This window comes from Chryseobacterium lacus, assembly GCF_003336205.1.
GTDB classification, from domain to species: domain Bacteria; phylum Bacteroidota; class Bacteroidia; order Flavobacteriales; family Weeksellaceae; genus Chryseobacterium_A; species Chryseobacterium_A lacus.
The window spans coordinates 251476-273432 of sequence record NZ_QPIE01000005.1 but is presented as its reverse complement, the minus strand read 5'-3'; the positions used below and the strand labels follow the sequence as shown (position 1 = coordinate 273432).

Annotated in this window: 21 protein-coding genes and 1 tRNA gene; 11 read left to right on the top strand and 11 right to left on the bottom strand. The window is 40.1% G+C overall.

The genetic code is table 11. From position 1 onward, the window contains the following. Positions 1-33: 33 nt before the first annotated feature. From DQ356_RS08455 to fbp, 6 genes are all read right to left on the bottom strand, one after another. Positions 34-1287: an ABC transporter permease gene (locus tag DQ356_RS08455; RefSeq protein ID WP_114304036.1), complete on the bottom strand. Its 1254-nt coding sequence runs from the start codon at positions 1285-1287 to the stop codon at positions 34-36. A 26-nt stretch (positions 1288-1313) separates the two neighbouring features. Further along, positions 1314-2270 (bottom strand): HlyD family secretion protein, encoded by a 957-nt coding sequence (locus tag DQ356_RS08450; protein WP_114304035.1) that lies wholly within the window; start codon positions 2268-2270, stop codon positions 1314-1316. Positions 2271-2303: 33 nt separating this feature from the next. After that, positions 2304-3710, bottom strand: coding sequence for a TolC family protein (locus DQ356_RS08445; RefSeq protein WP_114304072.1), 1407 nt, complete (start codon positions 3708-3710; stop codon positions 2304-2306). Positions 3711-3848: 138 nt separating this feature from the next. After that, positions 3849-4019 (bottom strand): DUF2007 domain-containing protein, encoded by a 171-nt coding sequence (locus DQ356_RS08440; RefSeq protein WP_228420691.1) that lies wholly within the window; start codon positions 4017-4019, stop codon positions 3849-3851. 237 nt (positions 4020-4256) lie between these two features. Next, a complete protein-coding gene (locus tag DQ356_RS08435) occupies positions 4257-5273 on the bottom strand; it encodes an o-succinylbenzoate synthase (RefSeq protein WP_114304033.1) in 1017 nt (338 codons plus the stop codon). Between the two features lie 48 nt (positions 5274-5321). Then, a complete protein-coding gene (gene fbp, locus DQ356_RS08430) occupies positions 5322-6341 on the bottom strand; it encodes a class 1 fructose-bisphosphatase (protein WP_114304032.1) in 1020 nt (339 codons plus the stop codon). 211 nt (positions 6342-6552) lie between these two features. Between fbp and DQ356_RS08425 the strand changes: the two genes are divergently transcribed. The 5 genes from DQ356_RS08425 to DQ356_RS08405 all read left to right on the top strand — a co-directional run bounded on the left by DQ356_RS08425 (position 6553) and on the right by DQ356_RS08405 (position 11711). After that, positions 6553-7791 carry an aspartate kinase gene (locus tag DQ356_RS08425; RefSeq protein WP_114304031.1) on the top strand — a complete coding sequence of 413 codons (1239 nt, stop codon included), beginning with the start codon at positions 6553-6555 and terminating at the stop codon, positions 7789-7791. Positions 7792-7809: 18 nt separating this feature from the next. After that, positions 7810-9666 carry a lysophospholipid acyltransferase family protein gene (locus DQ356_RS08420; RefSeq protein WP_114304030.1) on the top strand — a complete coding sequence of 619 codons (1857 nt, stop codon included), beginning with the start codon at positions 7810-7812 and terminating at the stop codon, positions 9664-9666. Positions 9667-9742: 76 nt separating this feature from the next. Next, positions 9743-9815: transfer RNA gene (locus DQ356_RS08415), tRNA-Phe, on the top strand. A 173-nt stretch (positions 9816-9988) separates the two neighbouring features. Further along, a complete protein-coding gene (locus tag DQ356_RS08410) occupies positions 9989-10897 on the top strand; it encodes a TIGR01777 family oxidoreductase (RefSeq protein ID WP_114304071.1) in 909 nt (302 codons plus the stop codon). 139 nt (positions 10898-11036) lie between these two features. Continuing rightward, positions 11037-11711, top strand: coding sequence for a YceI family protein (locus tag DQ356_RS08405; protein WP_114304029.1), 675 nt, complete (start codon positions 11037-11039; stop codon positions 11709-11711). Between the two features lie 61 nt (positions 11712-11772). Here DQ356_RS08405 and DQ356_RS08400 read toward each other — a convergent pair whose 3' ends face one another. Beyond that, positions 11773-12045: a hypothetical protein gene (locus tag DQ356_RS08400; RefSeq protein ID WP_126723263.1), complete on the bottom strand. Its 273-nt coding sequence runs from the start codon at positions 12043-12045 to the stop codon at positions 11773-11775. Between the two features lie 488 nt (positions 12046-12533). Between DQ356_RS08400 and rpsF the strand changes: the two genes are divergently transcribed. From rpsF to rplI, 3 genes are all read left to right on the top strand, one after another. Next, positions 12534-12875, top strand: coding sequence for a 30S ribosomal protein S6 (rpsF, locus tag DQ356_RS08390; RefSeq protein ID WP_114304026.1), 342 nt, complete (start codon positions 12534-12536; stop codon positions 12873-12875). A gap of 26 nt (positions 12876-12901) precedes the next feature. Next, positions 12902-13204, top strand: coding sequence for a 30S ribosomal protein S18 (gene rpsR / locus DQ356_RS08385; protein WP_095069239.1), 303 nt, complete (start codon positions 12902-12904; stop codon positions 13202-13204). Positions 13205-13296: 92 nt separating this feature from the next. Continuing rightward, positions 13297-13821 carry a 50S ribosomal protein L9 gene (gene rplI / locus DQ356_RS08380; RefSeq protein WP_114304025.1) on the top strand — a complete coding sequence of 175 codons (525 nt, stop codon included), beginning with the start codon at positions 13297-13299 and terminating at the stop codon, positions 13819-13821. 242 nt (positions 13822-14063) lie between these two features. On the opposite strand, the gene DQ356_RS08375 is transcribed toward rplI, so the two are convergent. Continuing rightward, positions 14064-14741, bottom strand: a complete 678-nt coding sequence (locus tag DQ356_RS08375; RefSeq protein ID WP_262510892.1) for an SDR family NAD(P)-dependent oxidoreductase — start codon at positions 14739-14741, stop codon at positions 14064-14066. A gap of 238 nt (positions 14742-14979) precedes the next feature. Between DQ356_RS08375 and DQ356_RS08370 the strand changes: the two genes are divergently transcribed. Continuing rightward, a complete protein-coding gene (locus DQ356_RS08370; RefSeq protein WP_114304024.1) occupies positions 14980-16344 on the top strand; it encodes an aldehyde dehydrogenase in 1365 nt (454 codons plus the stop codon). Here the strand turns inward: DQ356_RS08370 and DQ356_RS08365 are convergent. Then, positions 16336-17070, bottom strand: coding sequence for a TrmH family RNA methyltransferase (locus tag DQ356_RS08365; RefSeq protein ID WP_114304070.1), 735 nt, complete (start codon positions 17068-17070; stop codon positions 16336-16338). The genes DQ356_RS08370 and DQ356_RS08365 overlap by 9 nt on opposite strands. Between DQ356_RS08365 and tamL the strand changes: the two genes are divergently transcribed. Further along, the gene (gene tamL, locus DQ356_RS08360; RefSeq protein ID WP_114304023.1) at positions 17056-19617 is read left to right on the top strand and encodes a translocation and assembly module lipoprotein TamL; all 2562 of its coding nucleotides are present in this window, start codon (positions 17056-17058) and stop codon (positions 19615-19617) included. The genes DQ356_RS08365 and tamL overlap by 15 nt on opposite strands. Here the strand turns inward: tamL and DQ356_RS08355 are convergent. Both DQ356_RS08355 and DQ356_RS08350 read right to left on the bottom strand, forming a co-directional pair. Beyond that, the gene (locus DQ356_RS08355) at positions 19614-20192 is read right to left on the bottom strand and encodes a SanA/YdcF family protein (RefSeq protein WP_228420694.1); all 579 of its coding nucleotides are present in this window, start codon (positions 20190-20192) and stop codon (positions 19614-19616) included. The two genes, tamL and DQ356_RS08355, sit on opposite strands and share 4 nt — an antisense overlap. A gap of 35 nt (positions 20193-20227) precedes the next feature. After that, positions 20228-21352: a 2Fe-2S iron-sulfur cluster-binding protein gene (locus tag DQ356_RS08350; RefSeq protein ID WP_114304022.1), complete on the bottom strand. Its 1125-nt coding sequence runs from the start codon at positions 21350-21352 to the stop codon at positions 20228-20230. Positions 21353-21378: 26 nt separating this feature from the next. Here DQ356_RS08350 and DQ356_RS08345 point away from each other — a divergent pair, with 26 nt between their 5' ends. After that, positions 21379-21948 carry a TlpA family protein disulfide reductase gene (locus tag DQ356_RS08345; protein WP_114304021.1) on the top strand — a complete coding sequence of 190 codons (570 nt, stop codon included), beginning with the start codon at positions 21379-21381 and terminating at the stop codon, positions 21946-21948. Positions 21949-21957: the final 9 nt, after the last annotated feature.

The following is a 21957-nucleotide window of genomic DNA, read 5'->3' as shown; positions in this document are numbered from 1 at the left end:
GACGAACAAACAAACTATAAAGAAATGAAAACTTTATATTTCTTGCGGTGTTGAGCCGTTTTCGTTGAGATTATTTTCTGATGCTGTAATTTCATCAAAATCATCGCTTTCATCATCTTCTGAAAGCTGGTACTTTTTGTAGAGTGAATTGATTTTAATTTTAAGCGCAATCCAGCCTAATACAAAATACACTAACGCCAAAATCAAAAGATGGAAGAAGTACTTTTGGGTTAAATAATCTGAACCACGTTCCACAACCATGATTTTCAATGCCTCGAGATAAGGGGTCAAGGGAATAATGGAATTGAAATACTGCACAAACTGAGGCATCGCCGATGTTGGCCACGTAAATCCACTTACAATGAACGCCGGAGAAGCTATCACCATCAGATATTGTGTCGCCTTCAGCGCATCAGGAACCAAAATACTGAACAGCACGCCCAAATTGGTTGATGCCACCACGAAAATTGCGGTCAGCAGGAAGAAGTTGGGCACATTCACCGGTGACGGAATTTTAAAATAAAGGCTGCACAGGTAGAAAAACAGGATGTTGAAATTGGCGAAAATCCACACCGGAAGACATTTTATAGCCATCACCAAAACCGCATATTTGTGTTTACCGGCAAAATCACGTTTAAAACTGTCGCGCTTGAATTCCTCAGCAAAAGTCACTGCCATTGCCATCAAAATGACCTGCTGCAGTACCACCGCCATCATCGCGGGCCACATAAAAATCAGGTAATTACTCGTGGTGTTGAACAGCGTGATGTAATTGGCTTTAAACGGTTCGTACTGGGTTTTCGCAATTTCTACATTCATGCCTTTTTTCTGCAGCGCCTTGATCTCTGCACCTGCCGAAAATGTTCCCAGAATCTGCTGAATCGCTTTCGTAGCAAAATTCGCGGTGAGGACATTGGACGTGTTGACGTAAACCGTAATTTCCGGATATTTTTTCTGAAGCATCAGCGCTTCAAACCGCTCCGGAATGATGACTACAGCGGCAGCTTCGGTCTTGATGACCTCATCTTTCAAGGGAGCCGGTTCATCAATATAATTCAGGACTTTTATGGTATGGTTGTCCTCAAACATTTGGGTTACCTGGTCGGAAAGCGGCGTTTTATCGTGGTTGATGAGGATCACCGGAATGTTTTCAACCTTCCCTTTTTTATACGTGAAACCGATGAGCAACGCGTAGAATGCCGGTGCCATAAAAAACACCGATAGCATGGTTTTATTGGTAAAAAAGAGCCGGAATTCTCTTTTCAGTAAATATCTTAACTGTTTCATTTTTAATAGAATAAGAATTCCGTCACTTATTTTAAAACCACATTGGAGTTCACCAGAATATTACCCAACTGGGCCCGATTATCCGGAATTACTTTAATCTCATAAACCGCATCTTCAGGATTATAATCCGGAAAAGCCGTCGTGATATCGGCGTATTTTGCCAGTTGTTTGATGGAAACAATGCGCCCGGTAATTTCTTTTTGGTTGTAATTCACGACCATTTTTACGGTTTTCCCTTTTTCATAAGCTGAAATTTTACTTTCCGGAACGGTGAATCTGAAATAAGTCGTGTCGGGAATATAGCCTGAAAAAAGCGCAAAACCGGCGGTCGCGAGTTCACCTTTGTTCAAAGAAACCGTTTCGATTTCCATATCGTTCGTAGCGATCACATATCGTTCAGAATAAGCCACATTCGCTTCCTGCAATGCGCCCATCGCCTGATTCGCCTGTCCTTCCGCCATTTCTATTTTTTCGTACCGCGTACCGATCTGAACGTCGTGCAGTTCGGCGTTTGCAGCATCCAACTGTGCTTTGGCGCCCTGATATTTCGCGAAGGCTTCATCATAATTTTGTGGCGAAAGCAAGCTGTCGCGGTACATATTCCTAGCCCTGTCGTAGGCTTTCTGCGCATACTGAAACTGCTCCTGAAGCCCTTTTTGCTTGGCTCTCAACTGTCGCATCTGGTCGGCGGTAGCACCGTTTCTTGCCATTTGAGCCTGTGCTTTGGCTGCGGAAGTTGCACCCTTTGCCTGTGCGATTTTTGCAGAGACTTCAGGTACATCAAGCTTTGCAAGCGTATCCCCGGCTTTTACGGTTTGCCCTTCTTCCACATAAATCTCCAGGATTCGGCCGGTTACTTTTGGTGAAAAAGTGACGAGTTCTTTTCTCGTTTTACCTTCAATGGCACGTTCTGCAGGCTTTTCGCTGCAATTGACCAAAGTTAACAGGGTAAGAACAGAAAGTATTTTTGATGTAGATTTCATTTCGTTTGTTTGTTTTTTAATTTTTTTAAATAATTAAAGATTTTCAGGATTAAGGTTTTGTGTAGATTTCATCAGTTCAATGGCGGAAACTCTCTGATTGAAAATCGCGGTGTGCAGTTCCAGTTCGGCATTCTGTAAATCCGTTTCCGCTTCGATAAGCGCGGCGGAGGTTCTGGTGCCGTATCTGAATTCCTTTTCCAACTGTTCCAAACCTTTGGCCGCGATCTGTCTTGCCTTTTCTTTTAGTTTGATTTGAGCGTTCGCGATGTTGTAATTGGTTTGGTTGTTGGCTAGGTTTAAATTCAATTTTTTAATTGCGTCTTTCTGTTTGCTCTCCAGAATTTCCTTATCTATCTTGGCTTTCTCAATGGCATGTTTGCCTTCATTACCGTCGAAAACCTCCCATTTAAAGCCAATTCCTGCGGTAAACATGGGAAATACGTTTATGGCACGAGGATGCAAATCGAGTTTTTTTCCAGTGCCGAGAAAAATTTCATCCGAGGTTGAAATGCGGTTGTTGTAAAGCCCGAAATACGAGAGCGAAGTCTGCGCCTGAACTTTCGGAACCCACCATCTCTCTTCGGCTTTAATTTTGAAATATGTCGCGTTAATGCCGTGTTGAAGCGCTTTCACTTCTGCCCTGTTTTCAACGGTTTCGTTCAGAACATCGTAGTTTATCGGCTGAAGATCGTGTTCAATCATGGCAATACGCTCCCTTTCAATGCCGGTCAAAAGATGGATCTGAGTGATCAGAAGATCCTTTTTACCTTCATATTCCACCATTTTAGAATCCAAAGTGGCCTGTGCAAGTTCTATTTTTTTGTGGTCGTAAGGCGTAATCAAACCATAACCCAAAGCTTTGTCGGCCGTTTTTTTATTGATTTCCAAACGTTTTTTGGACTGATCCAGAACATTTTTGGATTCGTAAACCAAGGCCAACTGGTCGTATGCTTTGGAAATTTCGGTAATGACGTCGTCCTTGGTTTTCTGCATCATCACTTCTTCCGAAAGATTTTTCTCGCGGTTGGCTTCCTTCAGATATTTCACCTTTCCGCCTGAATAAATCACCATACTTGCTTCGGCCTTTGCAGAGGCAGAAAGACCCGAAATGTTAAGATTATTACTCAGCTGTCCTTCAGGCACCACCGCTCCCGGAAAAACCGCCGGCACTGCCGGAACTTTTATTTCCGGTGAACTGATATGCGCCGAAGTGTACATATAACCTGTTTTCCCGGTAATCTCCACTTTTGGGAGAAACACATCATTCAGCTTTTCGTCATCGAGTTTGGTGAATTTGTTTTCTAAAACCTGCTGGTTGAGCGTTTCATTATTCTGCAGCGCACTGCTGATGAGTTCCTGCAGCGTAGGTGCCTGTTGCGCATAAAGCGTGAGCGGCAGCGAAAAAGCTGCGCCCATAAGCAATTTGTGTATAGTTTTCATTTTCTGTTTGTTTGTAAAATTGAACGTGCAAATTTCGGCCGCTGCAAAATAGATTCCTTTGACAAATGTCAAAAAAAACCGGAACACCCAATGTTCCGGTCAAAGTAGTAAAACTTAAAATTATTCAATTGTTTTGGGTTAAATATTATCCGATTTTTGAAGCCAGGCATCAATGATTTCAAATGCCTTTTTTTCATCTTCGAGGCTTACCATTATTTTCAAAGTGTTCGCCGTCAGCGTCGTGGTGAAGGTCATATATTTGTTTTCAACCGTGTTTTCAATACCGGCATCGGCTAGTTTAGGTTTCACCAGCTGAATCTCCTGCTGTCCTTCACCTTCAAATACTGGAACATTGGTTTTGTTGGTTTAATTACCAGAGTTTTGTTGGTCTTTCAAGCCCAACAACGAATTGAAAAACCATCGAAACAAAATAGCAAATAAAAAACGCTGAGATAAATTTCTGTTGAACGGAAGCTTCGGGAGCTTTTTTCAGCAGTATGATGGTCCTTTGGTTTCATTATTTCCAGTTCTTGTCCTACGAGAACATTATCTCTTCTCAGAATCATACATCAACACATCTCCTTCCAGCACAATTGGCGTTTCAAAATTATTGGTGAAAACATTTCCGGTTCCGAGTCCCTGAGGCATCGGATTATTTTTGGTGTAGACGTACTGGGCGATGGCATTCAGGCCGATATTGCTTTCCAGCGCGGAAGTAATCCACCATCCGGTTTTGGTTTTCTCAGCCGCAGAAATCCATTCATCGCTTCCGGAAAAACCTCCTGACAATGAGGGTTTCAGAATAATAAACTGTGGCCGGATTTCCTCTAACAATATTTGCTTCTCCGGGACCTGATTGATTCCGATCAGTTCTTCATCCAGCGCGATGGGTACGGGAGTCCGGCTGCAGAGTTGTTTCATCGCAGTTCTGTTTCCGGATTTTATCGGCTGTTCAATGGAGTGAATTTTAAGTTTAGCGAGTTCTTCTAATACTGTTGTAGCTTGCTCCGGAGAAAAAGCACCGTTGGCATCTACCCGCAATTCCAGATCCTGCGCGGGAAATTGAGTTCTGAGAATTTTCAGAATTTGGTGTTCCGTTTCCCAATCGCTCCCGATTTTCAGTTTCAGGCAACCAAATCCATGCTGCAATTTTTCCCGGATCTGTTCCTGCATGTATTCCGCATCGCCCATCCAGATGAGTCCGTTGATTCTGATGCCTTTTTTACCTTCCGTAAATTCACTGGGAAAATACAGACTGTCGCCGTGTTTCAGGTTCAGCATGGCCTGTTCGTACCCAAACCAAAGCGAAGGAAAATTGCGCAATTCCTCTAGGAGAACCGCCACATCTTCGTTAATATTACTGCAAAGCCATTGCAGTTTTGATTCGTATTCTGGAACATCATCACAACTCAATCCGCGGAAAAGCCCGCACTCTCCTATTCCTTTTTTTCCATTTTCAAATATTTCAAGAAGGTAGGTTTCCTTGGTATTAAGAACGCCGCGCGAAGTTCCGCCGGGAGTTTTGAATTGTAAAATGTGCTGGCGGTAAATTGCCGTTTTCATTTTTGTATTGATTTAAAGAAAAAAGACGCCTGGGCGCCTTTGCAATATTTAATCTTGTGTAGCATCTATCCTCATGAATTCTTCTGCTTTTTCCACCATATTTTTACTTCCGCAGAAAAAAGGAACTCTTTGGTGCAATTCTGTAGGTTCCAGATCCAGAATTCTGTTGAAACCATCGGTTGCTTTTCCACCGGCTTGTTCTGCCAGAAACGCCATCGGATTGCATTCGTATAACAAGCGAAGTTTCCCGTGCGGTGCGTTGGCATACGACGGATACATGTAAATTCCGCCTTTGATCATATTTCTGTGGAAATCAGAGACCAGAGATCCGATGTAACGTGATGTATATGGCCTGTCGCCTTCTATCATTTGGCAATATTTCAGATAATTTTTGACGCCTTGAGGGAATTTGAGATAATTTCCTTCATTAATAGAATAAATTTTCCCCGATTCCGGAAATGTCATATTCGGATGAGAAAGATAATACGTTCCCAAACTCGGATCCAGCGTAAAACCATTCACGCCGTTTCCTGTGGTATACACAATCATGGTGGAAGAACCGTACACCACATATCCCGCAGCAACTTGTTCGGTTCCTTTTTGTAAAAAATCGCGGAGTTCTACCGGAGTTCCCGGTTCGGAAATTCTTCTGTAAATGGAAAAAATACTTCCTACGGATACGTTCACGTCGATATTGGAAGAACCGTCCAAAGGATCTATTAATACTACATATTTGCTCATGTGGCCGTTCGGGCCGCATTTGACATCGATGAAATCATCATTTTCTTCGGAAGCGATTCCGCATACCACTTCCCTTTGAGAAAGTGCTGCAATAAATATTTCATTTGCCAGAACATCCAGTTTCTGCTGATCTTCGCCCTGAATATTGGTATTTCCGGCTTTGCCGATGATGTCCGCAATACCTGCCTTGTTCACTTCACGGTTCACGACTTTTGACGCAAGCCTTATGGCACTCAACAGTCTGGAGAGTTCTCCTGTGGTGTACTGAAAATCTTCCTGTTTGTCGATAATAAATTCCCCCAGAGTTTGTAATACTTTTTCTGACATTTGTAATATTTTGATTCTGCACAAATTTCGGAATTTTCTATCACATAAAGAAGCGGATTCTTCGCAATATAAAGCATTGTGTTTTAGGCTTTGCTTTACCAGTTGTCAGCTTTTTTTATTTCTCGTGTTAAAACACTATTTTTGAAAACTTTTTCTATTGTGATTTTCGGATGGAAAAATAATTATATTCTGTTGACTGTTAGTTTTTTAAATGAAAGTTTTTAAATTCGGAGGTGCATCCGTGAAGGATGCTAAGAGTGTAAAAAATGTTGCTTTGGTTCTGGAAAGCCAGGGTTTTGAGCACTGTATTCTCATCGTTTCTGCGATGGGAAAAACCACCAATGCGTTAGAAAAGGTGGTGGCACTCTATTTTCAAAAAGGCAATTATAAACAGGAAATTGACATTATAAAACAAAATCATATTGATATCGCTAAAGGAATTTTCTGTGATCAACATTCTGTCTTTCAGGAAATAGCTCTTTTTTTTGATGATCTGGAAGCTTTTTTGAGAAGAAATAAATCACCGAATTACAGTTTTGTGTACGATCAGGTGGTTAGCAGCGGAGAATTGATTTCCTCAAAAATCCTCAGCGAATACCTGAACGAGAAAGGATTTACCAACCAATGGCTGGACGTGAGGGATTTTATTAAAACAGACGATACTTATCAGGAAGCCGAAGTAAATTGGCAACAAACCGAAGAACTGATACGTGCGCTGCCTGAAAACGCCAGTTATGTGACCCAAGGATTTATCGGGTCCGATTCCAACAATTTTACCACGACGCTTGGCAGAGAAGGCTCCGATTATACTGCTGCGGTTTTTGCCTATTGTACCGACGCGGAAGCGATGACGATCTGGAAGGATGTTCCCGGCGTGATGACCGGCGATCCCAGGAAATTTGAAAATGTTTCGCTGCTTTCCAACATTTCTTACGAAGAAGCCATAGAAATGGCCTATTACGGTGCATCGGTCATCCATCCGAAAACCCTGCAACCGCTGCAACAGAAGAATATTCCGTTCTTTGTGAAATCTTTTTTGAAACCGGAAGAAAAAGGAACCAAAATAAGCCTCACTGCGAAGAATGAACTTACTGAAAGTTATATTCTGAAAAATAAACAAACCCTGATTCGGATTGCGACACGCGATTTTTCATTCATTGCTGAAGATCATATCAGTCATATTTTCCAGCTTCTGAACCAGTCTAAAATTCGGGTATCCCTCATGCAGAACTCAGCAATTTCATTAGCTTTGTGCCTGGAGGATCCTTTCGGAAATATCGATGCTTTTCATGCCGAACTTTCGCGTGATTTTCATACAGAACTGGTAAAAGATGTATCGCTTTTTACTGTTCGAAATACCGATCTGAAAGATCTTCATAAATTTTATAAAAATAAAAAAGTACTGCTGGAGCAAATTTCAAGGAATACGCTTCAGATGGTTACACAATAAAAAAACTTTTAACTAAAAATGAGTTTAATTTCCAGACAAGATCTGATAAAAGCTGCCGGCCTTGACAAGGTGGGGCCTCTGAAAAGCCCGATTGCTTCTGCAGTGATGTGGCTTACCAAGATTAATGAGGTGAATGCCTTATATGATAAACTGAAAGACAAAAAAGGGAAAGATTTCTTTGACGCTTTCGTCCGGGAAAGGAATTTGAAATACATTGTTTTTGAAGAAGACCTATGCAAAATTCCCAAATCCGGGCCTTTTATTATAGTGTCCAATCATCCTCTGGGCGCAATCGACGGGATTTTGATGACGAAAATTATCTCGGCAATACGCCCTGATTTTAAAATAATGGGAAATTTTCTCTTGTCGAAAATTGAACCGATGGCACCGTATGTTATTCCGGTAAATCCTTTTGAAGGGCGAAAAGAGCTTCACAATTCTGCCAACGGAATGCGGGCGACACTAAAACATCTGGAAAACGGTGGCTGTATAGGGATTTTTCCGGCAGGCGAAGTTTCCAATACCAATAATCCGTATGGTGAAATACTGGATAAAACCTGGGAGACTCCGGCTCTGAAGCTGATCAGGGCAGCGAAATGCCCTGTCATTCCCATGTATTTTCATGCAAAAAACAGCCAGAAATTTTATCAGCTTTCCAAACTGCATCCTAATCTGCAGACCCTGATGTTGCCTTCGGAAATGATGTTGAACCGCGACAAACCGATCCGTTTGAGAATCGGTAAAAGTATTTCGCTGCGTATGATTGAAGAGCAGGAATCGATTGAGGAACTGGGAGAATTCCTGAAAAGGAAAGTGTATATGATGAAATCCTATTATGACCGGAGAAAATCATTGCCGGAAATTCTAAAACTTCCCAACCTGAATATTAAATTTCCAATACTAAAAGAGTCCAATATTATTCAGAATATTATTGAAGAAACGCCGCAGGAAGATCTTGTAAAGGAGATTAATGAGCTGAAAAAAAGCGATAAAATGTTTTTTTCCAACGGCAATTATGAGGTTTATTTTGCAGCCTATCATGAAATTCCTTCTATTATGAGAGAAATCGGGAGACAGCGCGAATTGACCTTCAGAAAAATTGGCGAAGGAAGCAATCTACCCTATGATCTGGACGAATTTGACAAACATTACAACCACCTTTTTCTTTGGGACAGCGAAGCTCGGAAACTGGTGGGATCCTACCGAATGGGACTTGGGAAAGATATTATGAAAAAACAGGGAATTACCGGCTTCTACACCAATTCTCTTTTTGAATTTGATCAGGAAATTCATCCTTTTTTCCGGAAAGTTATTGAAATGGGACGGGCCTATATTCTGCCTGAATATCAGATGAAACCACTTCCCCTTTTCCTCTTATGGCGCGGCATTATTCATGTCTGTCTGCGGAATCCTGATCATAAATTTCTGATGGGTGGCGTGAGTATTTCCGATAAGTTTTCGGAATTTTCCAAATCGCTGATGGTAGAATTTATGCGTTCGCATTACTACGATTCTGCCGTGGCGCAATATATCCATCCAAAGAAAGAATTTAAAATAAAAGTGCGCGACCGTGACAAACATATTTTCCTGGAAGAAATGGATGCGGATCTGAACAAACTGGACAAGGTTATAGATGACCTGGAGCCGGAACTAAGGCTTCCTGTGTTGATCAAAAAATATATCAAGCAAAACGCAAAGGTAATTTCTTTTAATGTGGATCCTAAGTTCAATGATGCTATCGATGGTTTGATGTATATCCGCATCAGCGAACTCCCGGAAAGCACCATAAAACCTGTACTGGAAGAGATGAGCGACCAGATGCGACAGGAACAGGAAAAACATACATCTGAAAATCAGCAGGTTCAGGAAAAATAAAAGAAAAAGCTGAATTTCACTTGTGTTGTATGGAAATTTATATTATTTTTGCAGCACTTTAAACAACAAAGTTAATGGTTTCTTAGCTCAGTTGGTAGAGCAACGGACTGAAAATCCGTGTGTCCCTGGTTCGATTCCTGGAGAAACCACTTTTAAAATCCCTAACAAGCTCTGAATAGCAAGTTTTAGGGATTTTTTGTTTTTTAACCTGACGGAATTTACCTTACTTTTGATTACGCATTTTTGATAATCAGGTATCTAAATGACGCTATTTTACTAACTTATCTTTCCATAATAATTTCCTATATTGAGGAACATGAAAATGAATAAAATTCTGATTGCCGGAGCTACCGGTTTTATTGGCCAACAGATGATTGCTTCTTTATTGGAAAAGGGATATTTTGTGAATGCATTGTCGAGAAAGCCACGGCGCAGTTCGAAACCACAGCTCCACTATTTCCAATGGGACACAGATACAGGGTTTATAGATAAAATTGCTTTTGAAGAAGTGGATGTGATCATCAATCTTACCGGTGCTAACATTGGGGAACAACGCTGGTCAAATAGAAGAAAAAAAGAGATTGTTGACAGTAGAATTACCTCGATCAATCTGTTGTACAATTTTGTAAAACACAATAATATTCAGATAAAAACTTTCATTTCCTCCTCTGCTGTCGGATATTATGGCACCGTAACTTCCGATAATATTTTCACTGAAGAATCTGCTGCCGGCAAAGATTTTTTAGCCGAAGTCTGTCAATCCTGGGAGCAAGCTGCAATGCAGTATCAGACCTTAGGAACCCGAATCGTGATTTTAAGAAAAGGAGTGATTATCGGAAAAGACGGAGGCATGCTGCAGAAATTATCTCCTTTGGCGCGATTAGGCATCAACGTTTCATTAGGAAGCGGCAAACAATTTTTACCGTGGATGGATGTGCGGGATGTGATCCGGTTGTATGATTTTATTCTGGCCAACAATGAAATATCAGGAATTTATAATGCCGTTTCTTCTGAACATATCACGATGAACGAATTTTCAAGAATTTTGCTTCAGTCTTTCGGAAAGAAAAGCTGGCTTCCGAACACTCCGGCATTTATTATTAAAATGATCTTCGGGGAAATGTCTGTCATGCTTTTGGAAGGCTCCAAAGTCAGCAATGAAAAACTTCTTTCAAGAGGATTTACTTTTGAATTTGACACCTTAAAGAAATCGCTGGAAAGTTCAATGTAACTTTTGCTCCACATCAAATCAGAGCAGCCAGACTCATTTTCGGTTAAAAAATTATCTTCTCATTTCTTATCATAGATCAACGCATAGCGGTGCGCCTTGCTGTAGCTTTGCACCTGTATATTTTAAACTATTTAAAACAATGAAAAAATTATTTATTCTGGCATTATCAGCCACGCTTTTTGCGGTTTCCTGTAAAGAATCAAAAACCGATAACGCAGTAACTGCAACAGAGCAAGAAGTGGGAGCACAAAACGGTGACACGCTCACTGTCAGCACCGAAGGAAGCACCGTAAAATGGGTTGCTTATCATAAAGGCGGGCTGAATCCAAGATTCGGAACCACACAAACTACAGGCCACTTTACTGTTGATAACGGCCAGTTGACCGGCGGAACGCTGATCTCTGATCTTACTACTTTACTCACAGATCCTGCATCAGTTGATCCAGCGATCACGGACGGGAAAACTTCCGCGGATCTAGATGCCCATCTTAAAAATGCAGATTTCTTCGATATTGAAAAATATCCTACCGTGAAATTTGAAATCACCAAAGTGGAAGATTTGGCTGCCGGTACCGAAAGTAAAACGGAAGGAGCCAACAAAATCGTGAGCGGAAATCTTACGATAAAAGACAAAACGGTAAACGTTACGTTTCCTGCAAAAGTGGATATAACAGAAAATCAGATGAGTCTGGCTTCGAAATTCACCATCAACAGACAGGATTGGGGACTGACTTACGGTACAGAAGGCGATCCAAAAGACTGGATGATTTCTCAGGATGTTGATCTTGAAATGAATCTTGTATCCAATAAATAATCAATTTGTTTTCAGAAAAACCGTTTCAATATAGTATTGGAGCGGTTTTTTTTATAAAAGGTCATGAACAGAGAATCAATGGATCGATAATTTTTTTTGCGATTGGAAACTTCAGTACATTCTCCAAATCCATAGCGCTCACCATATTCACAAATGCCTCAGGCTCATAGGCACTGCCGGATTCCTCATAAAATGCCCACCACAACTCATGTAGGAGAAACATAATGAAAACCATCCAGATATTCTGTAGATGAGAAATATAAAGCCCCGTCACCCTTGTCATAATAAAACTCTTTTTCAGTTTGGTGCCGTCGGCTCTGTACTGGTAGGTCACACTTTTGTTAAATCCTTCTATCCTCACCTTGGTGGGAAGACTCAGGTGGTTATAGTAAACACAGGAAAGATTAAAAAATTAATTTTTCATTTCTTTAAGTATAATTGATTACTTATTATAGGAAATGAATACAATTGGTATTTTTTTTTGTTTTTTACGTTGGGAAGTTGTTAAATATTCACTCATATTGTTTTGAATACAGATTTCTAAGCTTGCTTGATATTCACCCTTAAAAAAATACCCATATGGATTAAATTGGTTATTGGTTAGGTCATGAAAATCAACTGGAATTTGAAAGTTAACTTTTTCATATAGTTTTAGAAGCAGAAATGCGAAACCTGTGACCGTCGCTAATCTCCCTTTCATTCCCTCACTTCGCTGCAAACTCCTTTTTACAAATTCTTCATACCCAAAGCTTTTTTTATTGTGAGTTTCAGAATGATTGCCTATTTTTGCACCTCGAAATAATTAATTAATTTTTTAACATTATGCACAATTACGAAACTGTTTTCATTTTAACTCCCGTTCTATCTGACGCACAGGTGGAGGAAGCAGTGAAAAAATTTGAAGACCTTTTAAAAGAAAAAGGTTGCGAAATCGTTGCCAAAGAAAATTGGGGACTGAAGAAACTGGCTTATCCTATTCAACTGAAAAAGAACGGATTTTACACTTTGATCGAATTCAAAGGTGAAGGTACTGTAGTGGCAGATCTGGAACTTGCGTACAAGCGTGACGAAAGAGTGATCCGTTACCTGACTACAAAACTGGACAAACACGCAGTAGAATATGCTGTAACCCGCAGAACCAAAAACAGAACTGCAAAAGCTTAATCTTTAATCCTAAAAAAAATAGTACAATGGCAATAGATGAAATGGCAAAACAAGCCTCAGCCGGAGGAGAATCTGAAGTAAAATTCCTTACTCCGCTGGACATCAATACAAAATCTGAAAAGAAATACTGTAGATTCAAAAAATACGGAATCAAACATGTAGATTATAAAGATGCTGATTTCCTTCTTCAGTTCGTAAACGAGCAAGGGAAAATTCTTCCAAGAAGATATACAGGAACTTCTTTGAAATACCAAAGAAAAGTATCCGCAGCCATCAAAAGAGCAAGACACCTCGCTCTGATGCCGTATGTGGCAGATATGCTGAAATAAGACTTAAAAGAACCGAAAAGTAAGGTTCACAACATTATTAATTTGTTGGTTGCGAAAAAACCGCACCTAACTTTAAAACAAAAAGGACAACAATGGAAATTATTCTAAAAAAAGACGTAGAAAACTTAGGACTTGAGTTTGATACTGTAAAAGTAAAACCGGGATACGCAAGAAACTTCCTGATTCCACAGGGGTATGCTGCTCTGGCTACACCAAAAAACAAGGCTACCCTTGCTGCAACTCTGGAATCCAGAAAAGAAGAAGAAGCAAAATTAGTTGCTGATGCACAAGCAAAAGTAGAGCAACTGAAAAAAACTCCGCTTACGATTGCTACCAAAGTAGGATCCGGCGACAAGCTTTTCGGTTCTATCAACAATGCGAATCTTTCTGAAGAACTGGCAAAAGCGGGTGTAGAAATCGACAGAAAATACATCAAGATTCCAGGAAACAATATTAAGAGAACAGGTAAATTCACCGCGCTTGTAAGACTTCACAGAGATGTGGAATACAACTATGAGTTCGATGTAATCTCCGACGCTCCTGTAGAAGCTCCGGCTCCTAAGGAAACTGCAAAACCAGCAGCTGCTGCAGAAGAAACCAAGACTGAGGAAGCTTAATATTTTCCCGTCACTAAAGATAAAACCGGTTCGCATGAGCCGGTTTTTTTTATTGAAAAAACAAAAGGAATATGATTGCTAAAATTGAAAAAACAATAGCGATCCATAGTTCTACAATTTCTCCCTAATCATCCTCTCTGCTTTTCAAGTAATTCCTCTTGGTGCGTATCCCCAAATTAAAAATATGAGTAACTAAGCAAAAACTATAATGACAGCAAACTTTGTTTCCATTTCTTCTTTAATCAACCTCTTCCTTTAAACTCCTTCATCGTGTCATAAATTCCCAGAACATCGCGCATCACCCAATCGAATACGGAGAGTGGAAGAATTCCCTGAGAAAACCTGATAAACCAATACGGAAGCGGCATCGCGAGCATTTTCCTTTCCTTTTCTATAGCACGGATGATCCTTTCTGATGTTTTTTCAGGATCCAGCATCGGCAGAATTTTAGATTTCACGCCATCGAACATTCCCGTATTGATGAAAAAAGGCATAATCGTGGTGAAGGAAATATTTTTTCCCAGTTGTTTCATTTCCAGCCGCACACTGTCGCTCCACCCTACTGCAGCCCATTTTGACGCAGCATATACTGACATTTTCGGATTCGAAATCAGCCCTGCTGAAGACGCCACTGTACACACAGCACCATGATTTCTTACCATCATTTCCGGAAGAAATTCCAGCGTCAAATGCATCGGTGCGCATGAATTGATCAGCATGGATTGTTCTATATTTTCATGGGTATGTTCATGAAAGTATTTTCCGGTAACCACACCTGCATTGTTGATGAGAATATCGACATTTCCTACTTCATTCTTTATTTTTTCTGAAACCTCACGGATTTGGGTAACATCGGCAAGATCGCAGGGATAAATCAGTATCTCTTTTTCCCAGTGTGAAAATTCCGATTTTGTCTGCACCAGCACGGATTCATTAATATCAATGATGATCAGTTTTGAAACCCCTTTTTCAACCCTTTTCTTGCCATGATTTTTCCGACTCCCGAACAGCCGCCGGTGACCAACAAAGTTTTATGTTTAAAATCCATTATTTTTATAAAGTTTTTAACGCTATTTTTGAAATGTTTAACCTAAAGCAAAGCCTTTTTTCAGTTACATTTGTTTCTGAAAATCCACTCTCTTACTAAACTTAAAAGTAATGAATATCCATCATATTCTGCATCAGCAGAAAGTTTTCTTTGCTACTCATAAAACAAAAAATGTGAGCTATAGAATTCAGCAGCTTGAAAAACTGAAATCGGTACTCCAAGAACATGAGGAAATGCTGTATGAAGCGATTCATCAGGATTTCGGAAAATCCCGTTTTGACACTTTTACCACTGAAATTTCTTTAGTTTTAAACGATATCGAGTATTTTTTTAAAAATCTGAAACGACTCTCAAAACCCCGGAAAGTGGCGACCAACCTGGCGAATATTCCCGGGCGCAGCCGGATTTATTTTGAACCTTTGGGAAATGTTCTGGTGATCGGAGCATGGAATTATCCATATCAACTTTCGCTTTCACCGATGGTGGCAGCCATCGCTGCAGGAAATACCTGCATCATCAAACCCAGCGAAGTAGCAGCAAACACCATGGTGGCTATGGCAAAAATCATCAACGAAAATTTTGATCCCGAATTGCTGCATGTTGCCCAAGGAGGCGTGGAGGAAACCACTGAAATTCTCCAACTCAAGTTCGATAAGATTTTCTTTACCGGAAGTACCCGTGTTGGAAAAATCGTGTATGAAGCAGCGGCAAAACACCTAACGCCCATTGTTCTGGAACTCGGAGGAAAATCGCCTGCGATTGTCACCGAAAGTGCCGACTTTCAAATCGCGGCCAAAAGAATCGTTTGGGGAAAATTTCTGAACGGTGGCCAGACTTGCGTTGCTCCGGATTATGTATTAGTGAATGAAAAAATAAAAGATAAATTCCTGGAATATCTCCGAAGTTATATTCAGCAGTTTAATTACCAACCTGACAGTGAACATTATACAAGGATTATTAATGAAAAAAACTTTGATCGGCTGGTTCAGCTCATCGATCCTGAAAAAATCTATACCGGCGGAAATCATGACCGTTCCCGACTCTTTATAGAACCTACCATTCTTCACAACATTTCTTGGGATGACAAGATGATGGAAGAAGAGATTTTCGGCCCTATTTTGCCTGTTCTCACCTATCCATATTTCCGCGAAGCTCTGACCGAAATTCAGAGCAGAGAGAAGCCGCTAGCTGCTTATCTTTTCACCAACAAGGAAGACGAAAAGAAATTATTTACTTCTCTCGTTTCCTTTGGCGGCGGCTGTATCAATGATGTAATCATGCATCTGAGCAATCCTCATCTTCCATTCGGAGGTGTGGGAAATTCAGGGATGGGCCATTATCACGGCAGGTTCAGTTTTGAAACTTTTTCACATCAAAAAGCGGTATTACATCGCAAATGGTGGGGCGAACCGAACTTAAAATATCCGCCGTATTCAGAAAATAAATTGAAGTGGATCAAAAGACTTTTAGGGTGATTTCTTTGAAAAAATCTGTCCCAAAATAATTCCTGCTGCCATGGAAACATTTAGGCTTTCGGTAGACTGATGATTTCCAAACCGGGGAATGGTGATTTTGTGATGCAAAAGTTGCTCAGTTTCAGGGCGAATTCCGTTGCCTTCGTTACCTAAAAGCAAATTTATTTTTTCTGGAAACGGGAAGGTATAGATATTTTCGCCGGACATATCTGTTCCGAGATTGACGTTTATGGAGTTTTCAAGAACCTCTTTCAGATTTTGATAAACAATATTAACCCTTGTGAAAGATCCCATGCTGGCCTGAATGACTTTAGGATTGTAGAAATCCACCGTATCTTCCGAGCAAATGATCTGTTCAATTCCAAACCAATCGGCAAGCCGGATGATGGTTCCCATATTTCCGGGATCCTGAATTCCGTCCAGAATAAGCTGTATAGCGCAATTTTCCAAAAAGGTATTTCCTTTTATTTCGCAAACTGCAACGGAATCTTTTGGGTGCTGAAGAAAGCTAATTTTTTTCAGTTCGCGAGCGCTGATTTCCAATATATTAGCTTCCGGAAAGTCCAGTTCGGTGGGATTTATAGAAAATATTTCATTAATTTTATACTCTGAAGAGAACAGTTCCCGTATATTTTTGTTTCCTTCCACGAGAAACAAATTGTATTTTTGGCGAAACTTCTTTCTATCCAGAGACTGTAATATCTTTATTGTATGAGCCGTAAGCATTCAGGAAAATATTTTCAAAAATATCATATATTTCTATCTCTCGCAACCGCAATTTTCTTGCTTTATGCCTGTAGTACAACTAAAAAAGTTCCTGACGGGGAATATTTGCTTGTAAAAAACAATTTCAGGTTTGAAAATGAAAAAGTGTATGAGGACGAACTGCACGATTATGTAGCCCAAAAACCGAACTCCAAGCAGCTGTTTCTTTTTCCCTTAGGACTTTGGATGTACAATATGGCGAATCCGAAATACGATACCATTCTGAACGAATACATGACCTATCCCAGCGAAATGAGAAATCAGAAACTGAGGGATTCTCTTTTTATAAAGTACGGCCATGAAGAATATGTCGGAAAAAATCTTTTCTGGAACCGCTTTTTTCATACTGTAGGACAGGCTCCGGTGATTCTGGATCAGTCGAAAAGTGAAACCAGCGCCAATTCCATCAGGAAAAGACTGGTGTACCGCGGCTATTGGGATGCCGAAACAAAATACAGCCACGATCTGGATTCCGCTGCAAAAAAAGCCGAGGTAAATTATCTGATTACTCCCAAAAATCCTACTTATATCAGCGAATCGTATTATAACATTCCTGATCCAAATATTAAAAATATCTATGAAATCGATTTGAATAAAAGCCTAATACGATCCAACGAAATTCTGGATCAGACCGTTTTGGAACAGGAAGTGAAAAGAATCAATACTCTGATGAGGGACAAGGGATATTATGAATTTAACAACAGCGGACAGGAAATTTATTTCACTGCAGATACCCTGAACAGCAGAAAGCAGGTTCCGTTAACAATGGAAATTCATAAGGATTCTTTAGATTCTCCTTACAAAGTTGCCACCATCGGCGATATACGGGTTTTTGTAGTAGATAAAATTGCTGATACACTCACCGCCAAAAAAGATTCTTTACTTGGAATCAATTTCTTTAAACAGGATGAACGATACAAAACCAGAACATTGTGGCGGCCGGTTATTTTAAGAAAAGGTGAGGTTTACGACCAGAGAAACCTGGATCTTACCCGACGAAACTTTCAGGCGATGAACAATTTCAGCATTATTTCTTACCGGGAAGGACTTCGCAAGCAAAGCGACAGCATCATCGACGTTAGTTATTATCTGGCTCCGCTTCCGAAGTATGATCTGAAAATCTCAGGCGATATTAATTATTCCCAATTGATGAGTATTGCAGTTTCGCCTTCCGTAGATCTCACCACGAGAAATCTTTTTGGCGGTGCACAAAACCTTAACACTTCGGTTTCTTGGATTACGGGATTGGTGCAGGATACCAAAGATCCCGGAAGCAGAACCTGGGCTCATGAATTTTCTGCCAATGCCGCGCTCAGTTTCCCGAAATTATTGTTGCCGTTCAATTATTACAAACTCATTCCGAAGCGGTACTCTCCTACTTCATCCATTAATCTGGGTGTAGGTTTTCAGAAAAATATCGGTTTGGAAAGAATTAATTTCAATACAGGACTTTCGTATCAAGCCAATGTGAATGATATCGTTTCGCACCGGCTTACCTTATTTAATACCCAACTCAGTTTGACAAGAAACAAGGATTTATATTATGAATATTTCACCAAAGACCAGATTTTCAGAGATCAGGCTTTCCAGAATTATTCCCCGATGTTGTATCAACAGTTTCTGAACGGACAAATTTCGTCAGACGAGCTTTCTTCTATGATTATTAAAGATGAAGCCTACGTGAACAGTCTTTCCGGAGGTGAGCTGAACAATTACAACAGTTTCCGGCAATCATTGATCAACAAAGACCGGCAGACTCAGGATGTACTTATTTCCTCTTTTATTTACAATTTTATTTATAACGAAATCGGGAAAAAAGAATATCTGAATCCTTTCTATTTTAATGGAAAAATAGAAGTAGCGGGAAATGTTCTTGATCTTTTTGTGAAAGATGCTTCGCAACAGGGAATCACGACGGGTGAACAAAAAACCATTTTTAAAGTTCCGTTTTCCCAATTTGTAAAATTTGATTTTGATGTCAGAAAATACTTCACTTTTGGCAATCAAACCTTGGCTTTGAGACAGTTTATTGGCCTGGGAATTCCTTATGGAAATTCAAATCAAATGCCTTTTGTCCGGTCTTATTTTAATGGTGGTTCCAATGATATTCGGGCGTGGAGGCCTTACGGCGGTTTGGGTCCTGCAGATTCGCAGCTGGATGAAAGAATCAGAATGTTTGCCATGGATAACGTGAAACTCACTACCAGCGTAGAATATCGGATTCCCATTACCAACCTGTATGAAACCGCTGTTTTTACAGATATGGGAAACATCTGGAGTTTGAAAGATACCGGATTTGGAGATGATTTCAAATTCAATAAATTCTGGAAACAAATGGGAATAGGAAGTGGCATCGGACTCAGGCTGAATATTGCCTATATCACGCTTCGTGCAGATTTCGCCTACAAAATTTATGATCCAAACCAACCTGATGGAGAACGCTGGAGAATCAGTAAAATAAAACCGTTGCAACCTACGGTAAACATTGCTTTCGGATATCCTTTCTAATCTGGAGAAATTCCGAAAACGAAATATACCACGGCTAAAACTCTTGCGAGAATTTCCCGAGCCTGATTACGGTAGAAACTCTCGGGTTTCAGGACATCCTGTGCATCAAACCCCAGCGCATCCATGCCGTTATTTCTGGCGAAAAACAGTGCTCTCAGATTATGAAAACCTTGCGAAACAATGATAATATTCTTTTCGTGATACACTTCTTTGCATCGTAAAATGCTTCTGTGAGTATTGAAACCTTCCGGATCTTCAATAATAATATTTTCTGGTACACCTTCCTGATACACCAAAAATCTCTTCATGGCGGCTGGTTCATCATAACCTTGGCTCTTTTCTCCGCTTACAATAATTTTTTTAATTTTTCCATGATGAAAAAGCAAAGCAGCGGCTTCCATTCTTTTAAGAAAATAAGGATTTGCGGCTCCTGAAACCATTCTGGGAGAAGTGCCTAAAACCAGCGCTGTTTCCCGCGGCGGAATCTTTGAAATTCTGTTAAAAGTTCTGCCGTTCGTTTCTGAAGACACCCAAATATTGGCCAAAATAATCAGTAGAACGCAGATTTCTGCGATCACAAAAAAAGATTTTATTATGTTGATGAGTCTTCTCAAACGTTGTCAAAATCTAATCTGATGGTATCGGTCAAAGCATACGACATACAGGCCAAAATATTTCCTTTTTGCTCTTCATTTTCAGTAAGATATTCATTTTCCAGCAGTTCTACTTTTCCTTCCTGAAGGCGACATTCGCAGCTTCCACAAATTCCCGATTTACAGGAAAAAGGTACCGGAAACTTCAGTATAGAAAGGCTTTGCAGCAGTTTATTTTTATTATTTTCCAACACGGTTTCATATTGTTCTCCATTATACCGGAAAGAAACGCGAATATTTTCCACCAACGGAAATTTCACTTCTACAGGATAAATATCTTCATTATATTCTTCAAAAAGCTCAAAATGAATATTATTTTTGAGAATACCGTGTTGATGACAAGCATTGGCAATCGACTTTATCATCGGTCCCTTTCCGCAAATCAGGACTTCGTCCACCGCATCCCAAACCGTGCTTTCTTCGTCGGTATCGTCCAGATGCAAAATCTGATTGATGATAAGATGAAGTTTTTTTTCATCCAGCCGCCCTTCTGATAACGGGTCACCAATTTTTTCTCTGGAATAAAAATAATGAATTTCCAGTCTTTCGCTGTGCTGTTTCTGCAAATCGTCTAAAACATCTTTGAAAGCGACACTTTCCCTGTCTTTATTTCCGTAAAACAGAAAAAGCCTTGTTCGCGGTTCTGTATGTAAAATATGTTTGAAATGGCTGAGTAATGGCGTAATTCCAATTCCGGCAGCAAAACCTACGATGGTTCTGAACTCATGCGGTTTGGAAACAATCGTAAATCTTCCTTTCGGTTCTGAGACTTCTATAAAATCGCCTTCAGAATACTGTTCAAACAGCTCACGTACTGAACTTTCTTCGGAATTGATTTTAATTCCCAACACGATGCCTTCTTCATGAGGAGCATTGGTCATTGAAAAATCTTTAATGTACAGTTCACCCTGATGATAATATTTCAACCCTACATATTGGCCGGCTTCAAACTGAAAATTCTTCCTGAGATCGGCAGGAATTTCAAACGCTAATGTAAAGGTATTTTTGGTGATCTGCTGCTTTTTCGCTAATTTTAGGCTGTGAAATGTGTACTGCCTTGCATGGTGTATTTGATTTTCCATATTTCATTCAAAAATAATAAAAATTTATGAAGAAATTCCTTCTATCTCTGTTTGCCATTGCTGTGCTCGGCTCCTGTACTAAAAAAGAAACCGTTGCCGAAACAGAATTTTCTGATACCGACAGCAGTATAGTAGCAGATACTCCTCCGGTTTCAGCTTTTAAATCGATTGAATATTCTCCGGAACAGGTGACAGAATTTCTTTCTGCGAAAGAGAATGACACGTTGTATGTTACCAATTTCTTCGCCACTTGGTGCGGTCCTTGTATCCGTGAAATCCCTCATTTTAAAGAAAAGATGGAGGAGCTGAAAGGTCAGCCAGTAAAATTTACTTTCATCAGCCTTGATCAGAAAAGCGACTGGGATACGAAGGTGAAGGATTTTGCCGAAGAAAAAGAACTGTCGGAGAATATTATTCTTTTAGACGGAACGCTTCTGAACGAAGACTTTTTTGCCAAAAATTTTGAAAGCTGGGATGGCAGCGGGATTCCGTTTACTTTTATGAGGAAGAAAAACAGGACAGATGAATACATGAGTATGATGACGAAAGAACAGCTGGATGAAAAAATCAACAGCTTCAGCAAAAATGGAAAGTAGCATTTCGAA